General features: G+C 74.4%; 3 protein-coding genes. All 3 read right to left on the bottom strand.

Annotated features, from left to right (window positions below; all coding sequences use genetic code 11):
• Window positions 1-69: 69 nt before the first annotated feature.
• The 3 genes from OG429_RS29945 to OG429_RS29935 all read right to left on the bottom strand — a co-directional run bounded on the left by OG429_RS29945 (window position 70) and on the right by OG429_RS29935 (window position 19,035).
• Window positions 70-5,052, bottom strand: coding sequence for a type I polyketide synthase (locus OG429_RS29945; RefSeq protein ID WP_328928359.1), 4,983 nt, complete (start codon window positions 5,050-5,052; stop codon window positions 70-72).
• Window positions 5,053-5,084: 32 nt separating this feature from the next.
• On the bottom strand, window positions 5,085-8,396 hold the full coding sequence (locus OG429_RS29940) for a type I polyketide synthase (RefSeq protein WP_328928358.1): 3,312 nt from the start codon (window positions 8,394-8,396) through the stop codon (window positions 5,085-5,087).
• Window positions 8,397-8,637: 241 nt separating this feature from the next.
• Window positions 8,638-19,035 (bottom strand): type I polyketide synthase, encoded by a 10,398-nt coding sequence (locus OG429_RS29935; protein ID WP_328928357.1) that lies wholly within the window; start codon window positions 19,033-19,035, stop codon window positions 8,638-8,640.
• Window positions 19,036-19,055 lie beyond the last annotated feature (20 nt).

Raw genomic sequence — 19,055 nt, 5'->3', positions numbered from 1 at the left:
GCCGTGAGGTCGAGTCGGGTCGCAGTTCGCGGGTCGCGTGTCGGGCCGCGGATCGGGCCGCGCGGTCGGTCAGGTGAGGCCGAGTTCGTTGTCGATGAAGGCGAAGACGTCGTCGGCCGAGGCGGATTCCAGCTGTTCGCCGATGCCGTGCGCGCCGTCGGCCGTCGCGTCGAGGGTTCCGGTCAGCCGGGCCAGCAGGCTCTGCAGCCGGGCGGTGATGCGGGTGGCCTCGATCTCCTCCGCGGCGAGCGCCGCGGCGGCCTCTTCGAGGCGGTCCAGCTGCACCAGTACCGGCAGTTCGCCGGCGGTGTCGTCCTGGCAGAGCTCGGACCACAGGTGGGCCGCGAGCGCCCCGGGGCTGGGGTGGTCGTAGATCATGCTGGTGGGCAGGGGGCGGCCGGTGGCCGCGACGAGCCTCGTGCGCAGGTCAACGGCGGCGACCGAGTCGAAGCCGAGGTCGGTGAAGCCGCGGTCGGAGGGGACCTCGGCCGGGTCCTCGTAGCCGAGCAGCGCCGCCACGTGCGTACGGACCAGGTCGAGCAGGGCCGCCCGCTGTTCGGGCTGGGACAGGTCGGCCAGCCGGCCGCCGAGGTCCGTGCCGTCCCCGCCGCCGGACTGTGCCGGATCGGGGGCGAGGGCGGCGCGTGCCTCGGGCAGCGCGTCGAGGAGGGGGCGCGGGCGGGCGAGTACGTAGGTGGGGGCGAAGCGCTCCCAGTCGAACTCGGCGACCACGGCGTGCGAGGTCCCGCCGGCCAGGATGCGGCGCAGGGCGCCGACGGCCAGTTCGGGCCGCATCGCGGGCGCTCCGATGCGCCGCATGACGGCGGCCAGTTCGGCGTCGACCATGCCGCCGTCCCAGGAGCCCCAGGCCACGGAGGTGGCGGCGAGGCCGCGGGCGCGGCGCCGGTGGGCGAGGCCGTCGAGGTAGGCGTTGGCGCTGCCGTAGGCGGACTGCCCGGCGCTGCCCCACACGGCTGCGCCGGAGGAGAAGAGGACGAAGGCGTCCAGCGGGGTGTCCGCGAGGAGTTCGTCGAGGTGGCGGGCGCCGAGGACCTTGGCCGCGGCCACGTCGGCGAGGTCCGCGAGGGTCAGTTCGCCCAGGGGCGCGATGCGCTGGGGAAGTCCGGCCGCGTGGATGACCGCGGTGAGGCCGGGGAGTCCGGCGAGGAGGGTGCGTACGGCTTCGCGGTCGGCGATGTCGCACGCCTCGACGGATACCCGTACCCCCGACTCCCGCAGCTCCTCGGCCAGTTCCGCGGCTCCCGGGGCGTCCGGGCCGCGCCGGCCGACGAGGACGACGTGTTCGGCGCCGTCGGCCGCGAGCATGCGGGCGACGTGCGCGCCGAGCCCTCCGGTGCCGCCGGTGACCAGGACCGTGCCGCGGGGCCGCCACGGCCCGGCCGGGTCGGGCTGCGCGGGGCGCACGAGGCGGCGGGCGTAGGTGCCTTGGAGCCGGACGGCGACCTGGTCCTCGCCGGTGGCTCCGGAGAGGGTGTCGCAGACCCGCAGCGCGATCCGTTCGGCTTCCGCGCCGGCCGGGTCGATGCCGACGGGGTCGGTGCCGGCCGGGAGGTCGACGAGGCCGCCCCATGTCCCGGGGCTCTCCAGGGCGAAGGCCGCGCCGAGGCCCCAGACGGCCGCCTGCGCGGGGTGTACGGGCCGGGCCGCCGCGTCGGCGTCGTCCGTGGCCACGGCCCCCCGGGTCACACACCACACGGGGGCGGTGACGTCGCGGGCGGCCAGCTCCTGGAGCAGGGCGACGGTGTCCGCGAGGCCCTGGGAGAGCTCGGGGTGGCCGGGGTGCGGGGTGTCGTCGAGCGCGAGCAGGCTCAGTACCCCGGCCGGGGGCGCGGGGAGCTGCTCCGGGAGGACGGGGCCCTCGGTACCGCCGGTCTCCCGCAGTACGGGCGCCGCGCCGCGCGAGGTGAGCGCGTCCGCGAGCAGGGCGGCGAGGGGGCCCTGCGCGGGTGCGTGGAGTACGAGCCATTCGCCGTCGAGCGGCGCTGCCGGCGCGGGGTCGGCGACCGGCGCCCAGGCCACGCGGTAGCGCAGCGCGTCGACGGCGGAGGCTTCGCGGCGGCCGGCCCGCCAGGTGGTGAGCGCGGGCAGTACGGGGGCGAGGGCTGCGGGGTCGAGGCCGAGCCGTTCGGCGAGTCCCGCGGTGTCCTCGCGCTCCACGGCCTCCCAGAACCGGGACTCTCCCGGGTCGGTGCCGGGCCCGGTGGCGGCGGCCGCGCCGGGCTGCGCCTGCGCCCAGAAGTTCCGTCGCTGGAAGGCGTAGGTGGGCAGGTCCACGCGGCGGGGGCGGGATCCGGTGGCCGCGGTGAAGTAGGCGGCCCAGTCGACGTGGACGCCGCGGGTGTGGGCCAGGGCGAGGGCTCCGGCCAGTTCGCGCTCCTCGCCGCGGCCGCGGCGCAAGGCGGCGGCGAACACCGGCCGGTCCTCCCCGTCCCCGTCCCCGTCCTGGTCTTCGGTCCGGGCGGCGGCCAGGCAGTCGGGGCCGAGCGGGGTGAGCGCGGCGTCGGGGCCGAGTTCCAGGAAGGTGTGGACGCCCTTGTCCGCGAGGAGCCGTACGGCGTCGCAGAACCGGACCGTCGCGCGGACGTGGCGTACCCAGTAGTCGGCGGAGGCCAGGTCGTCCGCTCCGGCCAGTTCTCCGGTGACGGTGGAGACGATCGGCACGCGGGCGGTCCCGTACGGGACGCTCTCGGCGACGGCGCGGAACTCGGCGAGCATCGGCTCCATCAGCGGCGAGTGGAAGGCGTGCGACACCGCCAGGCGCTTGGTCTTGCGTCCCAGGGCGGCGAAGTGCCCGGCGACGGCGAGGACTTCCGCCTCCTCGCCCGAGACGACCACGGAGCGGGGACCGTTGAGTGCGGCGATGCCGGTGACGGCGGTGAGGAGCGGGTCCACCTCGTCCTCGGTGGCCTCGATCGCGACCATCGCGCCGCCCTGCGGGAGCTCGCGCATGAGCCGGCCGCGGGCCGCGACGAGGCGGGCGGCGTCGGGCAGCGTGAGCACGCCGCTGACGTGGGCGGCGGCCAGTTCGCCGATCGAGTGGCCGGCGAGGAAGTCGGGCCGCACTCCCCAGGACTCGATGAGCCGGTAGAGGGCCACCTCGCAGGCGAACAGGGCGGGCTGGGCACGGCCGGTGTCGGCGAGCAGCTCGCCGTCCTCGCCCCACACGGTGTCGCGCAGGGGGGTGTCGAGGTGCTCGTCGAGGGCGGCGACCGCCTCGTCGAAGGCGCGCGCGAACACCGGGTGGGCCGCGTGCAGTTCGCGCCCCATGCCGAGCCGCTGGGCGCCCTGCCCGGTGAACAGGACGGCGGACAGCGCGTCGGGCCGGGCGATGCCGGTGACCGTGCCGGGTGCGGGGAGTGCCGGGTCGGCGGCCAGGCCGCGCAGGGAGCGGGCCAGCTCGTCGTGGGTGTCGGCGACGACCACGGCGCGGTGTTCGAGCGCGCCCCGGGTGGTGGCCAGGGACCAGGCCGTGTCGGCGAGGGGGTGGAGCGGGTGGGCGTCCACGTGACCGGCGAGGCGGGTGGCCTGGGCGGCGAGGGCTTCGCGGCGCCGTGCGGAGACGAGGAACGGCAGGGGGCGGGGGGTGTCCTGGACGGCGCCGACGTCGGTCCCGGCGCCGACGGTCCCGGCGCCGACGGTCCCGGCGCCGACGGCCTCCGGCTCGGACCCTGCCTCGGGGGCCGGGGCCTCCTCCACGATGACGTGGACGTTCGTGCCGCTCAGGCCGAAGGACGACACCCCGGCGCGCTTGGCGTGGCCGCGGTCCGGCCAGGCGATCGGCTCGGTCAGCAGACGTACGCTGCCGGCGCTCCAGTCGACGTTGGGACTCGGCTCGTCCACGTGCAGGGTGCGCGGCAGCACGCCGTGGCGCATGGCCTGCACCATCTTGATGACGCCGCCGACACCGGCGGCGGCCTGCGAGTGGCCGATGTTCGACTTGAACGATCCCAGCCACAGCGGCTGGTCGGCGGGCCGCTCCCGGCCGTACGCGGCGAGCAGGGCCTGCGCTTCGATCGGGTCGCCCAGGGTGGTTCCGGTGCCGTGCGCCTCGACGGCGTCGACGTCGGCGGGGGTCAGCCGCCCGGAGGCGAGCGCCTGCTGGATGACCCGCTGCTGGGACGGCCCGTTGGGGGCGGTGAGGCCGTTGGAGGCGCCGTCGGAGTTCATCGCCGAACCGCGGACGACGGCGAGGACCGGGTGCCCGTTGCGCCGCGCGTCGGACAGCCGCTCGACGAGGACCATGCCCGCGCCCTCGGACCAGGTGGTGCCGTCCGCGGCCGCCGCGAAGGACTTGCAGCGGCCGTCGGGGGCCAGGCCGCGGTCCTGGCTGAAGCCGACGAACGAGTCCGGGCTCGCCATCACGGTCACTCCGCCGGCGAGCGCCATCGTGCACTCTCCGGTCCGCACCGACTGGACGGCGAGGTGGAGGGCGACGAGGGAGGAGGAGCAGGCGGTGTCCACGGTGACCGCGGGACCTTCCAGGCCCAGCGAGTACGCCACGCGCCCGGAGGCCACGCTGGCGAGCCCGCCGGTACCGCCGCCGCCCGGGTAGTCGTGGTACACCACACCGGCGAACACGCCGGTGCGGCTGCCCTTGAGGGAGGTGGGGTCGATCCCGGCCCGTTCGATCGCCTCCCAGGACACCTCCAGCAGCAGGCGCTGCTGCGGGTCGGTGTCGCGGGCCTCACGCGGGCTGATCTTGAAGAAATCGGCGTCGAACTCGCCCGCGTCGTGGAGGAATCCGCCTTCCCGGCAGTACGTCTTGCCGGGCGTCGCCGGCTCCGGGTCGTACAGGGCGTCCATGTCCCAGCCGCGGCCGTCCGGGAAGAGCGAGACCGCGTCCCGCCCCGCGTCCACCAGGTCCCACAGCTCCTCGGGCGAGGTGATGCCGCCCGGGAAACGGCAACCCATCGCGACGATGGCCACGGGCTCGTGGTGCTGCTCCTCGGCCTCCCGCAACTGGCGCCTGGTGCGCTGGAGTTCCGTGGTGGCGCGCTTGAGATAGTCCCGGAGCTTCTCGTCGTTGCTCATCGAACCTCAACCAATCTAGAGCTGATCGCTGGCTAGGAGATGCCGAATTCGCTGTCGAGCACGTCGAACAGCTCCTCGTCGGTGACCGTTTCGAAGTCGGGGCCGTCGTCGGCGGGTCCGGCGCCCCGGGCGTCGCGCCAGCGGCGTACGACGGCCTCCAGCCGGGCGGTGATCGCGTCGGCGCGGGCGCCGATGACCTCGGTGTCCCCGCCGGTTGCGGGGAATCCGGTGAGCACGGCCTCGATGCGGTCGAGTTCGGCCAGCGCGGCGGCGGCCGGATCACCGCCCACGGGCTGGGCCTCCATCCGCTCGCCGAGGTGGGCGGCGGCGGCCCGGGGGGTCGGGTAGTCGAAGATCAGGGTGGCGGGCAGGTCGCATCCGCTCGCCGCGGTGAGCCGCTTGCGCAGTTCCACGGCGGCCAGCGAGTCGAAGCCCATGTCACGGAAGGCGAGGTCGGCCTCCACGGTGGTGGCGGACGTGTAGCCGAGGACGGCCGCGACATGCGTACGCACCAGCGCCAGCAGGATCCGGCCGCTCTCGGCGGCGTCGGCCCCGTCGAGCTTGGCCCGCAGGGCCTCGGCGGCCTCCCGGGACTCCTCGGCCGAGGGGACGTCGTGGGCGGGCGGGGCGACGGGGGCGGCTGTGGAACCCGCGGCGTCGACCCAGTAGCGGGTGCGCTGGAAGGGGTAGGTGGGCAGGTCGACGCGCTGGGCGCCGGTGCCGGCGTAGTACGCCTCCCAGTCGACGCGTACGCCGTCCACGTGCAGTTGCGCGAGGGCCGTGACCAGGGTCTCCGGCTCGGGACGGTTCCTGCGCAGGACGGGTACGAGGACGGCGCGGGCGCTGTCGTCGCCGTCGAGGCTCTGGCTGGCGAGTCCGGTGAGGATCCCGTCGGGCCCGATCTCCAGGAACCGGGTGACGCCTTCCTGCTCCAGCGTGCGCACGGCGTCGGCGAAGCGGACGGCTTCGCGGACCTGGCCGACCCAGTACTCGGGCGACTCCCAGTCCGCACCGGACCGGTCACCCGTCACGGTCGAGACGGCCGCGACCCGCGGCTCCCCGTACGCCAGCTCCCCGGCGACGGCCCGGAACTCGTCGAGCATCGGATCCATCAGCGAGGAATGGAACGCGTGCGAGACGGACAGCCTGCTGGTCTTGCGACCCGCCGCCTCGACATGCCCGCCGAGCGCCAGGACCGCAGCCTCCACACCCGAAACCACCACGGATTCCGGCCCGTTGACCGCCGCGATCCCGACACCGTCGCCCAGCAGCGGCAGCACCTCGCCCTCGGTGGCCTGCACGGCCAGCATCGCGCCACCCGCAGGCAGTGCCTGCATCAGACGGCCACGCGCCACGACCAGCCGGGCCGCGTCAGCGAGCGACAGCACCCCCACCGCGTGGGCGGCGGCCAGCTCACCGATCGAATGACCGGCCACCACATCGGGCTTCACACCCCACGCCTCGACCAGCCGGAACAACGCCACCTCAAGCGCGAACAACGCCGGCTGGGTGATCGCCGTCGCGTTCAACGCCTCCGGATCCTCACCCCACACCACCTCACGCAACGACCGCCCCAGATGCGGGTCGACCTCCGCACACACCGCGTCGAACGCCTCGGCGAACACCGGGAAGGACGCGTACAGTTCGCGGCCCATCCCCAGCCGCTGGGCGCCCTGTCCCGTGAACAGGAACGCCGTACGGCCACCTCGCCGGATCTGCCCGGTCACCACGCCGGGCGACTCCTCGCCCGACGCGAGCGCGGCGAGCCCGCTGCCGCGGTCACCCACCACCACCGCCCGGTGGGCGAAGGCGGTGCGCGAGGCGGCCAGGGAGAGTCCGACGTCGACCGCTCCGGCCTCGTCGACGTCCGCTCCCCGCAGGCGCTCGGCCTGCGCGGCCAGCGCCTGCGGGGTCTTCGCCGACATCACCCACGGCGCGACGGGGACTGCGGCCCGCACAGCCGGCTCCCCGGCGCCTGCGGGCGCCTCCTCGACGATCACGTGGGCGTTCGTCCCGCTGATGCCGAACGACGAGATCCCCGCCCGCCGCACACCGGCCCCGGCCTCCCACTTCCGGGCCTCGGTGAGCAGTTCCACGCTGCCCGCCGACCAGTCGACCTGGTCCGAGGGCTCGTCCACGTGCAGGGTCGGCGGCAGAACGCCGTGGCGCAGGGCCATCACCATCTTGATGACGCCCGCGACACCCGCCGCCGCCTGGCTGTGCCCCATGTTCGACTTGATGGACCCCAGCCACAGCGGCCGGTCCTCGGGCCGGTTCTGCCCGTACGTCTCCAGCAGGGCCTGCGCTTCGATCGGGTCACCGAGGGTCGTGCCCGTGCCGTGTGCCTCGACCGCGTCGACCTCGGCCGCCGACAGCCCGGCATCCGCCAGTGCGCGGCGGATCACCCGCTGCTGCGCCGGGCCGTTCGGGGCGGTCAGACCGTTGGACGCGCCGTCCTGGTTCAGCGCCGAACCCCGGACCACGGCCAGCACGTTGTGTCCGTTGCGCCGCGCGTCCGAGAGCCGCTCCAGCAGCAGCACCCCGGCGCCTTCCGAGCAGGCGACGCCGTCCGCCGAGGCGGCGAACGACTTGGACCGGCCGTCGGCGGCCAGGCCCTGCTGGGTGCTGAAGTAGACGAACATGTCCGGCGTGGACATGACGGTGACCCCGCCGGCCAGGGCGAGATCGCACTCGCCCGACCGCAGCGCCTGGGCCGCCATGTGCAGGGCGACGAGGGACGACGAGCACGCCGTGTCCACGCTCACCGCCGGGCCTTCCAGACCCAGCGTGTAGGCGACCCGCCCCGAGACCACGCTGCCCGCGGTGGTGCTGCCGGGCTCCCGGCCCAGGGCGTAGTCGTGGTACATCACACCGGCGAACACGCCGGTCGAACTGCCCTTGAGGGTGGTGGGGTCGATGCCGGCCCGCTCGATGGCCTCCCAGGACACCTCCAGCAGCAGCCGCTGCTGCGGGTCCGTCATCAGTGCCTCGTTCGGGCTGATCCCGAAGAACACCGGGTCGAACTCTGCGGCGTCGTAAAGGAATCCGCCTTCACGGGCGTACGTCTTGCCCGGCGTGCCCGGCTCCGGGTCGTAGACCTCCGGGTCCCAGCCGCGGTCCTCCGGGAACCCGCCGATGGCGTCGACGCCTCCGGAGACGAGCTGCCACAGCTCCTCCGGGGTGGTCACCCCGCCCGGGTAGCGGCAGCCCATCCCCACGATGACGATCGGGTCGCCGTGGTGGGAAGGGCGGCGGCTCTCGGCCTCGGCGAGGCGGCGACGGGCGTCACGCAGGTCGGACGTGGCCCGCTTCAGATACTCGAGAAGCCGCTCCTCGTTGCTCACCGAGACCTACTCCCTCTGGTCGGACATACCGTGGCGACTCATGTGTCGTACCTGGCCGTTCAGTTGATCGGTTGGAACGCTACTGAGCTGCCGGAAGGGCGGCCTACCCTTAACCCACCCCTGCCGCGGGAGCCCGCGGACGAGGGGGAGAACGCGTGAAAGGCCGGGGTGCGTGACGGCTGTCGTGCAGCTGTCACGCACCCCGGCCCGGGGTGACGCCGATCCGCCTCGGGTCAGGCGGTCAGGGGGTCGCGGGGGTGCCGAGCTCGTTGTCGAGGATGTCGAACAGCTCGTCCGCGGTGACCTCGTTCAGGTCCTCCTGGCCACGGTCCGGGATCTCCGGCGTGGCATACCCCTGGGCGTCCATCAACGGTCCGTCGAGCCGGCCGGCCAGCTCCCGCAGCCGCTCGGCCAGCCGCGCCCTGCCGGGGCCGGCGGGCGGGGCGGCGGTCATCAGGAGGGACTCCAGCCTTTCCAGGTCGGACTCCACCCCCGATGCGGGTACGGCGGGCACGAGGCGCTCGGCGATGTAGGCGGCGACCTCCGCCGCACTCGGATAGTCGAAGATCAGCGTGGCGGGCAGCCGCAGCCCACTGGCCGCGTTCAGCTGATTGCGCAGCTCGACCGAGCCGAGCGAGTCGAAGCCCAACTCGCCGAAGGCACGGTCGGGTTCGATGGCGTCGCCGGAAGCGTGACCGAGTACGGCCGCCGCGTGGCCCCGTACGACGTCCAGGATGATCCGATTCCGCTCCTCCTCGTCGTGCCCTGCGATGCGGTCGGCCAGCGGGGCGCCGCCCGTGGACGCCGGCCCCGCCGCGGCCCGCTTGCGCGTGGCCGGGACCAACCCCCGGAGCAAGGCGGGCAGTTCGTCACTCCGGGTACGCAACGCGGCCGTGTCCACCTGGAGCGGGACGGTCACCGGCCTGCCCGACGCCAGTGAGGCGTCGAACAGGGCGAGCGCTTCCTCCTCCGACAGGGCGGGCGTGCCGGCGCGGCGCATGCGCTCCAGGTCCGCTTCGGTGAGGTGGGCGGCCATGCCGGTGCTGACGTCCCAGAGGCCGAAGGCCATCGCGGTGGCCGCCAGCCCCTCCGCGCGGCGGTGAGCCGCGAGCGCGTCGAGGAAGACGTTGGCGGCCGCGTAATTGCCCTGACCGGCCGCCAGCACCAGACCGCCCGCCGACGAGAACATGACGAACGCCGACAGGTCCAGGCCCCGGGTCAGCTCGTGCAGATGCCAGGCCGCGTCCGCCTTCGGACGCAGCACGGCGTCCATGCGCTCGGGAGTGAGCGCACCGACCACACCGTTGTCCGCGACACCCGCGACATGCACCACACCCGACAGCGGAGCCGCCGGATCCACACCGTCCAGGAGGGCGGCGAGCGCCTCCCGGTCCGCGACATCGCAGGCCGCGACCGCGACCCGCGCACCCGCCCCCGTCAGGTCGGCGACGAGTTCGCCGACGCCGGGCGCGTCCGCGCCCCGCCTGCCGGCCAGCAGCAGATGACGCACCCCGTGCTCGGCGACGAGGTGGCGGGCCACCAGGGCGCCCAGGCCGCCGGTACCGCCGGTGATCAGAACCGTCCCCGTGCTGTCCCACGCGGGCCCGGTGTCATCCGCGTCGGCCGTCAACCGCGACAGCCGCGGAACCAGCAGTCCACCGGCGCGTACGGCCGACTCCGGCTCGCCCTGGGACAGGGCCGCGCCGAGATCGACCGACCCGTCGGTGTCCACCAGCACGAACCGGCCCGGGTTCTCCGCCTGCGCCGCGCGCACCAGACCCCACACCGGAGCCTGCCGCACATCGACGGCTTCTCCGTCGCCGACGGCCACCGCACCCCGCGTGACCACCGCCAGCACCGCGCCCTCGGCGCGGTCGTCCGCCAGCCACTCCTGCACCGCTGTCAGGACCCGCTGCGCGTGGGTCCGTACGTCCGCCAGCACGTCGGCGGTGGCCGGCACCTCGGCGCAGTCCAGGACCACGGCCTCGGGCGCGGCGGCCGGAGCGGGCGGCGGCGCGGGCTGCCACTCCACGTGGAGCAGCGCGTTTCCGGTGCCGGCGGTCAGCTGTTCCGGCGACACGGGCCGGGAGAGCAGGGACTCGACCGACAGCACGGGATTGCCGTGCTCGTCGGCGACGGTGAGCGAGAGGCCGTCCTGCTGGGCGACGGGGGTGATCCGCACCCGCAGGGCCTTGGCTCCCGGGGCATGCAGTGCGACACCGTTCCAGGCGAAGGGCAGCAGGGTCTGTCCGCCGCCTTCGCGGCCCGGAATGCCGAGCAGGCCGACGTGCATGGCCGCGTCGAGCAGGGCGGGGTGGAGCCCGAACCGGGCGGCGTCCTCGTGGGCCCGCTCCGGCAGGGCGACCTCGGCGTAGAGGGCGTCGCCCAGCCGCCAGGCCGCCTTGAGGCCTTGGAACGTCGGCCCGTAGTGATAGCCGACGGCGGCGAGGTCCGGGTAGGCGGCGGACACGGGAAGCGCCTCGGCTCCCGTCGGCGGCCAGTTGGTGAGCGCCTCCCCGGCATCGGCGGGCGGCGAGGACAGCACGCCTTCGGCGTGGCGGGTCCACGGCAGGTCCGGCTGGTCGTCGGCGCGCGAGTGGACCGCAACGGTCCGGCGCCCCGTCCCGTCGGCCGGGCCGACGACGACCTGGACGGCGATGCCGCCCCGGTCGGGCAGGATCAGCGGAGCCTGCAGGGTGAGTTCTTCGAGCAGTCCGCAGCCCACCTGGTCGCCGGCGCGTACCGCCAGCTCCACGAAGCCGGTACCCGGCAGCAGGACGCTTCCCAGGACCTCGTGATCGGCGATCCAGCCGTGGCTGCTCGCGGACAGCCGGCCGGTGAGTACCGCTCCCCCGTCGTCGGGCAGCTCGACGGCGGCGCGCAGCACGGGGTGGTCGATCGCGACCTGCCCGGCGTCGGCAGTTCCGCCGGCCGCCGAAGGGGCCGTCATCCAGTAGCGGGTGCGCTGGAAGGCGTAGGTGGGCAGGTCGACGCGGCGGGCGCCGGTACCGGCGTGGAACGCCTCCCAGTCGACGGCCACGCCGTGGACGTGGAGCTGGGCCACGGCGGCGACCAGGGTCTCCGGCTCGGAGCGGTTCTTGCGCACGGCCGCGACGAGCACGGCGTCGTCCAGGCTCTGCGCGGCGAGGCCGGTCAGGATCCCGTCCGGGCCGATCTCCAGGAACCGGGTCACACCCTGCTGCTCCAGCGCGAGCACCGCGTCGGCGAAACGGACGGCCTCACGGACCTGCCCGACCCAGTACTCGGGCGACTGCCACGCCTCCGACAGCTCACCCGAGACCGTGGAGACCACCGGGATACGGGGCTCCGCGAAACTCAACCCATCGGCTACGGAACGGAATTCGTCCAGCATCGGGTCCATCAGAGCCGAGTGGAACGCGTGCGACACCGACAGACGGCTGGTCTTGCGACCCGCCGCCGAGAAGTGCTCACCCACGGCCAGCACCCCGGCCTCGACACCCGAGACCACCACCGACTGCGGACCGTTCACCGCCGCGACACCGACACCATCGGACAGCAGCGGCAGCACCTCCGCCTCCGTGGCCTGCACGGCCAGCATCGCACCACCCGCAGGCAGCGCCTGCATCAGACGGCCACGCGCCACCACAAGTTGAGCCGCATCCGCCAACGACAACACACCGGCGACATGCGCCGCCGCCAGCTCACCGATCGAATGACCGGCCACCACATCGGGCTTCACACCCCACGCCTCGACCAGCCGGAACAACGCCACCTCAAGCGCGAACAACGCCGGCTGGGTGATCGCCGTCGCGTTCAACGCCTCCGCGTCCCCACCCCACACCACCTCACGCAACGAGCACCCCAGATGCCCGTCGACCTCCGCACACACCGCGTCGAAAGCCTCGGCGAACACCGGGAAGGACACGTACAACTCCCGCCCCATCCCCAGCCACTGCGCACCCTGCCCCGTGAACAGGAACGCCGTCCGGCCCTTCGCCACCGCCCCGCTGACCACCCCCGGGTACTGCTGCCCCGCGGCCAGCGCCGCCAGTGCACCCGGGCGGTCGTCGCCCACGATCACCGCCCGGTGCTCCATGGCACCGCGCGAGGTGGCGAGTGCGTGCCCGATGTCCTCGGGGCGGTACGCGTCCGCCACCGCGAGCAGCCGCTCGGCCTGGCCGGCCAGCGCCTTCGCGGACTTCGCCGACAACACCCACGGCACGACGGGCAGTCCGGCCCCCGGCTCGCCGGCGGCTTCGGCCACGGCTTCCCGCGGCGCCTCCTCGACGATCACGTGCGCGTTCGTCCCGCTCAGCCCGAACGAGGAGACGGCGGCCCGGCGCGGCCGGTCCGTAGCGTCCCACTCGCGCGCCTCGGTCAGCAGTTCCACGTCACCCGCCGACCAGTCGATCTGGTCCGAGCGCTCCTCGGCGTGGAGGGTCGGCGGCAGCACACCGTGCCGCATCGCCATCACCATCTTGATGATGCCCGCGACACCGGCGGCCGCCTGCGTGTGACCGAAGTTGGACTTGACGGAGCCCAGCCACAGCGGCTGCCCCTCGGCCCGCCCCTGGCCGTACGTCGCCAGCAGCGCCTGCGCCTCGATCGGGTCGCCCAGCCGGGTGCCCGTACCGTGCGCCTCCACCGCGTCCACCTCGGCCGCCGACAGACCGGCGTCCGCCAGGGCCTGGCGGATCACCCGCTGCTGCGCGGGCCCGTTCGGCGCGGTCAGACCGTTCGACGCACCGTCCTGGTTCAGCGCCGAACCCCGCACCGTCGCCAGGACCGGGTGCCCGTTGCGCCGAGCGTCCGAAAGCCGCTCCAGCAGCAGCATTCCGGCGCCCTCGCCCCAGCCGGTACCGTCCGCGCCCGCGCCGAAGGACTTGCACCGGCCGTCCATGGACAGGCCGCGCTGCTCGCTGAAGTACACGAGCATGTCGGGCGTGGACATCACGGTCACACCGCCCGCCAGGGCCAGGGAGCACTCGCCCGATCTCAGCGCCTGCGCCGCCATGTGCAGTGCGACCAGCGAGGACGAGCACGCCGTGTCCACGGTGACGGCGGGCCCCTCCAGCCCCAGGGTGTAGGCGACCCGGCCGGAGACGAGACTGCCCGCCGTGCCGCCCGCGTAGTCGTGGTACATCACACCGGCGTAGACACCCGTCCGGCTGCCCTTGAGTACGCCCGGGTCGACTCCCGCGCGCTCGATGGCCTCCCAAGAGATCTCCAGCAGCAGCCGCTGCTGCGGGTCCATGGTCAGCGCCTCGCGCGGGCTGATCCCGAAGAAGGCCGGGTCGAACTCGGCCGCGTCGTAGAGGAAGCCTCCGTCGCGGGCGTACGACTTGCCCGGCACGCCGGGTTCCGGGTCGTAGACGCCGGGGTCCCAGCCCCGGTCGTCGGGCAGGGGGGCGATCGCGTCCACGCCGTCGGCGACCAGCCGCCACAGGCCGTCCGGCGTGGTCACCCCGCCCGGGTAGCGGCAGGCCATGCCGACGATCACGATCGGGTCGTCGTCCGTGGCGCGGACGGCGACGGCCGCCCCCTGCGCGGAGCCCGCGTCCGGGGTGCCGTCCAGGAGTTCCCGCACGTACGTCGCGGCCGCTTCGGCCGTCGGGTAATCGAAGATCAGCGTGGCCGGAAGTCGCAGTCCGGTGGCCGAGTCGAGCCGGTTGCGCAGTTCGACGGCGGTCAGCGAGTCGAAGCCCAGCTCGTCGAAGGCGCGCCCGGGTTCGATGGCGTCGCCCGAGGCGTGTCCCAGGACCGTCGCGACCGTCGTACGGACCAGGTCGAGCACGGCAGCGGCGCGGTCCGCTCCGCTCAGACCGGCGAGCCTGCCGCGCAGTGCCGGGGAGCCGGACCCGGTACGGGTCGTCCGGCGTCCGGGGGTGCGTACGAGGCCGAGCAGCAGGGCGGGGATCCCGTCGGCGTGCGCGCGCAGCACGCCGAGGTCCAGGCGGACCGGCACGGTGGCGGCGGCGCCCGATCGCAGCGCGGCGTCGAAGAGGGCGAGGCCGCTGTCGGCTGGGATGGCGGGGGTGCCCGCCTGCCGCATCCGCTCCAGTTCGGCGGCGCCGAGCCGGGTGCCCATGCCGCCCGCGGTGTCCCACAGCCCGAAGGCCATGGAGACGGCGGCGAGTCCGCCGGAGCGGCGGTGGGCGGCCAGGGCATCGAGGAAGGCGTTGGCGGCCGCGTAGTTGCCCTGTCCCGTCGAGCCGAGGGTGCCGGCGATGGACGAGAAGAGGACGAACGCGGTGAGGCCGAGGCCTTCGGTCAGCTCGTGCAGGTGCCAGGCGGCATCCGCCTTGGGGGCGAGGACGCCGGTCACGCGTTCGGCGGTGAGCGAGGTGATCATCGCGTCGTCGAGTACGCCCGCCGCGTGGACGACTCCGCGCAGCGGGTGCGCGGGATCCACCCCGGCCAGGAGCGCCGCAAGGGCGTCCCGGTCGGACACGTCGCACGCGGCGACCGAGACGCTCGCGCCCAACTCCTCCAGTCCGGCGACGAGTTCGGTGACGCCCGGCGCGTCCGCGCCGCGCCGGCCGGCCAGCAGCAGGTGCCGGACCCCGCGCTCTGCCGCCAGGTGCCCGGCCACCAGGGCGCCCAGGCCGCCGGTGCCGCCGGTGATGAGGACCGTCCCGTCCGGGTCCCACACGGTCTCGGGTCCGGCCGCGGCCGCGACCCGGACCAGCCGGGGAACCAGTACCCGGCCGTCGCGCACGGCCGACTCCGGTTCGCCCTGGGCCCGCAGGAGGCCGGAGCCCTCGGCCCCGTCCTGCGTGTCCAGGAGCACGAACCGGCCGGGGTTCTCCGCCTGCGCCGCCCGCACCAGGCCCCATACCGGTGCCTGCCGCACGTCGACCGGATCGCCGTCACCGACCGCGACCGCACCGCGCGTGACGACCACGAGGGTCGACGCGGCGAACCTCTGGTCGGCCAGCCACGTCTGCAGCACCTCCAGGACCCGGCCGGTGAGGGCGTGGACGGCGGACGGCACGTCCTCGCCGGTCACCGCGCACTCCAGGACGACCGTGTCGCCTACCGGGCCCTCGGCGGGCACGTCCTCCCACCGCGTCCACTCCCCCGGCGAGGCGGCTTCGGCCGCAGGCTGCCATACGACGCGGTAGAGCGGGTCCGCGGCAGGGCCGCCGGTCCCGGACTCCTCCACGGCGCGGCCGACGACACCGCCGACCGCCGCGACCGGGGCGCCGCCCGCGTCCGCGATCTCCAGGGAGAGGCTCTGCGGGGTGGGCCGGGAAATCCGTACGCGGGCCGCCGAGGTGCCGGCCGCGAACAGCCGGACGTCCTTCCAGACGAACGGCAGGACCGTGGCGCCGTCGTCGCCGTCGGCGCCGTCCACCAGTGCGGCGTGCATCGAGGCGTCCAGCAGCGCCGGGTGCAGCCCGTACGCGTGCGCCTCCACGTCCTGGCCCAGCGTCACCTCGGCGTAGACGGCTCCGTCGAGCCGCCAGGCGGCGGTCAGGCCCTGGAAGGCCGGCCCGTAGGCGAGACCGCGCGCGCTCAGGGCCTCGTACGCGCCGTCGAGGGGGAGCGGAACCGCGCCCGGCGGGGGCCAGGCGGTGGCCAGGTCGAAGGCGGGCGTGTCCGCGCCTTCTGCCAGTACGCCTTCCGCGTGCAGGATCCAGTCGGAGTCCGGGAGGCTCTCGTCCCGCGCGTACACCCCGACCGTGCGGCGCCCGGTCCCGTCGGCCGCGCCGACGACCACCTGTACGGCGACGGCACCGCCCTCGGGGAGTACGAGGGGCGCGTGCAGAGCGAGCTCTTCGAGGACGTCGCAGCCCGCGTGGTCGCCCGCGCGGATCGCCAGTTCCACGAATCCCGAGCCGGGGAAGAGGATCGCGTCCCGCACCACGTGGTCGGCGAGCCACGGCTGCGCTGCGACGGCCAGCCGTCCGGTGAGGACGGCGCCGCCGGAGTCGGCCAGGGTCACCACCGCGCCGAGCAGCGGGTGCGCGTGGGCCGTCGCCGACCGCACCGCGTCGATCCAGAAGCGGGTGCGCTGGAAGGGGTAGGTGGGGAGGTCGACGCGCTGGGCGCCGGTGCCTGCGTAGTACGCCTGCCAGTCGACGCGTACGCCGTCCACGTGCAGCTGGGCGAGGGCTGCGACCAGCGCTTCGGGCTCGGGGCGGCTGCGGCGCAGGGCGGGTACGAGGACCGCCTTCTCGGAGGCGGCGCTCTGCTGGGCGAGTCCGGTGAGGATGCCGTCGGGGCCGATCTCCAGGAAGCGGGTCACGCCCTGTTGTTCCAGGGTGCGCACGGCGTCGGCGAAGCGGACGGCCTCGCGCACCTGCCCGACCCAGTACTCGGGCGACCGCCACGCCTGGCTCGGCTCACCCGTCACCGTGGACACGACCGCGATCCGCGGCTCGGCGTACGTCAACTGCCCTGCCACGGCCCGGAATTCGTCCAGCATCGGGCCCATCAGCGAGGAATGGAAAGCGTGCGACACCGACAGTCGGCTGGTCTTGCGTCCGGCCGCGGTGAAGTGCTCACCCACGGCCAGGACCGCAGCCTCCACACCCGAAACGACCACGGATTCCGGCCCGTTGACCGCCGCGATACCGACACCGTCGCCCAGCAGCGGCAGCACCTCGTCCTCGGTGGCCTGCACGGCGAGCATCGCGCCACCCGCGGGCAGTGCCTGCATCAGACGGCCACGCGCCACGACCAGCCGGGCCGCGTCAGCGAGCGACAGCACCCCCACCGCGTGGGCGGCGGCCAGCTCACCGATCGAATGCCCGGCGACCACGTCGGGCTTCACGCCCCACGCCTCGACCAGCCGGAACAACGCCACCTCAAGCGCGAACAACGCCGGCTGCGTGATCGCCGTCGCGTTCAACGCCTCCGGATCCTCACCCCACACCACCTCACACAACGACCGCCCCAGATGCGGGTCGACCTCCGCACACACCGCGTCGAACGCCTCGGCGAACACCGGGAAGGACGCGTACAACTCCCGCCCCATCCCCAGCCGCTGCGCACCCTGCCCCGTGAAGAGGAAGGCGGTCCGCCCGCCGGTCCGTGCCTCGCCGGTCACCACGCCGGGGTGTTCCTCGCCCGCCGCGAGGGCGGCGAGGCCGCGCTCGGGGTCGCCGACGACCACCGCCCGGTGTTCGAACAGGGTGCGGGAGGCCGCCAGGGAGTGGCCGACGTCCACCGGCCGGAGCCCTGCGTCGCCCACTCTCCCGAGGAGGCCGGTCGCCTGGTCCGCCAGGGCCTGCGCGGTCTTCGCCGACACCGGCCACGGCACCACCGGCGGCAGCGATCCCGCGGTCACCTCCTCGGACGCCGGCTCCGCGGCCGGCGCCTGCTCCACGATCACGTGCGCGTTGGTACCGCTCAGCCCGAACGAGGAGATCCCCGCGCGCCGCGGCCGGCCCCCGGCCTGCCATTCCCGGGCCTCGGTGAGCAGTTCCACGTTCCCCGCCGACCAGTCGACCTGGTCCGAGGGCGCGTCCACGTGCAGGGTCCGCGGCAGCACTGCGTGCCGCATCGCCATGACCATCTTGATGATGCCCGCGACACCCGCCGCGGCCTGCGTGTGACCGAAGTTGGACTTGACGGAGCCCAGCCACAACGGCCGCTCCGGAGAACGCCCCCGCCCGTACGTGGCCAGCAGCGCCTGCGCTTCGATGGGGTCGCCCAGCCGGGTTCCGGTGCCGTGGGCCTCGACCGCGTCGACCTCGGCCGCCGATATCCCGGCGTCCGCCAGGGCCTGGCGGATGACCCGCTGCTGCGCCGGACCGTTGGGGACGGTCATGGCGCTGGACGCGCCGTCCTGGTTGACGGCTGAGCCGCTGACCAGCGCGAGCACCGGGTGCCCGTTGCGCCGGGCGTCGGAGAGCCGCTCCAGCAGCAGGACGCCCGCGCCCTCGCCCCAGCCCGTGCCGTCCGCGGCCGCAGCGAACGGCTTGCAGCGGCCGTCGGGCGCGAGCCCCCGCTGCCCGCTGAAGTACACGAGCATGTCGGGCGTGGACATCACGGTCACACCGCCCGCCAGTGCCAGGGAGCACTCCCCCGACCTCAGCGCCTGCGCCGCCATGTGCAGGGCCACCAGGGAGGACGAGCACGCCGTGTCCACGGTGACCGCCGGACCTTCGAGGCCGAGCGTGTACGCGGTGCGGCCGGAGACGAAGCTGCCCGCGCTGCCGTCCGCGTAGTCGTGGTACATCACCCCGGCGTACACACCGGTCCGGCTGCCCTTCAGCGTGGCCGGGTCGACCCCGGCCCGCTCGATGGCCTCCCAGGAGATCTCCAGCAGCAGCCGCTGCTGGGGATCCATGGTCAGGGCCTCGCGCGGGCTGATCCCGAAGAACGCCGGGTCGAACTCGGCCGCCTCGTACAGGAACGCGCCGTCGCGGGCGTACGACTTGCCCGGCACCCCGGGCTCCGGGTCGTAGACGCCCGGATCCCAGCCCCGGTCGGCCGGGAAGCCGGACACCGCGTCCGTTCCGTCGGCGACGAGCCGCCACAGGTCCTCCGGCGTGCCGGCCCCGCCCGGGTAGCGGCAGGCCATGGCCACGATCGCGATCGGGTCGTTGCTCGCGGCGGTGAGCCGGGCGTTCTCCTCGCGCAGCCGCTCGTTGTCCGTGAGTGACTTGCGCAGCGCTGCTACGACCTGTTCCACCGATGTGCTCACGTCATCCTCATAATTCAGGT

The sequence above is a fragment of the Streptomyces sp. NBC_00190 genome (genome assembly GCF_036203305.1).
Taxonomy (GTDB): Bacteria; Actinomycetota; Actinomycetes; order Streptomycetales; family Streptomycetaceae; genus Streptomyces.
Note: the sequence above shows the minus strand (reverse complement) of the source record. Positions and strands in the feature narration are given on the sequence as shown.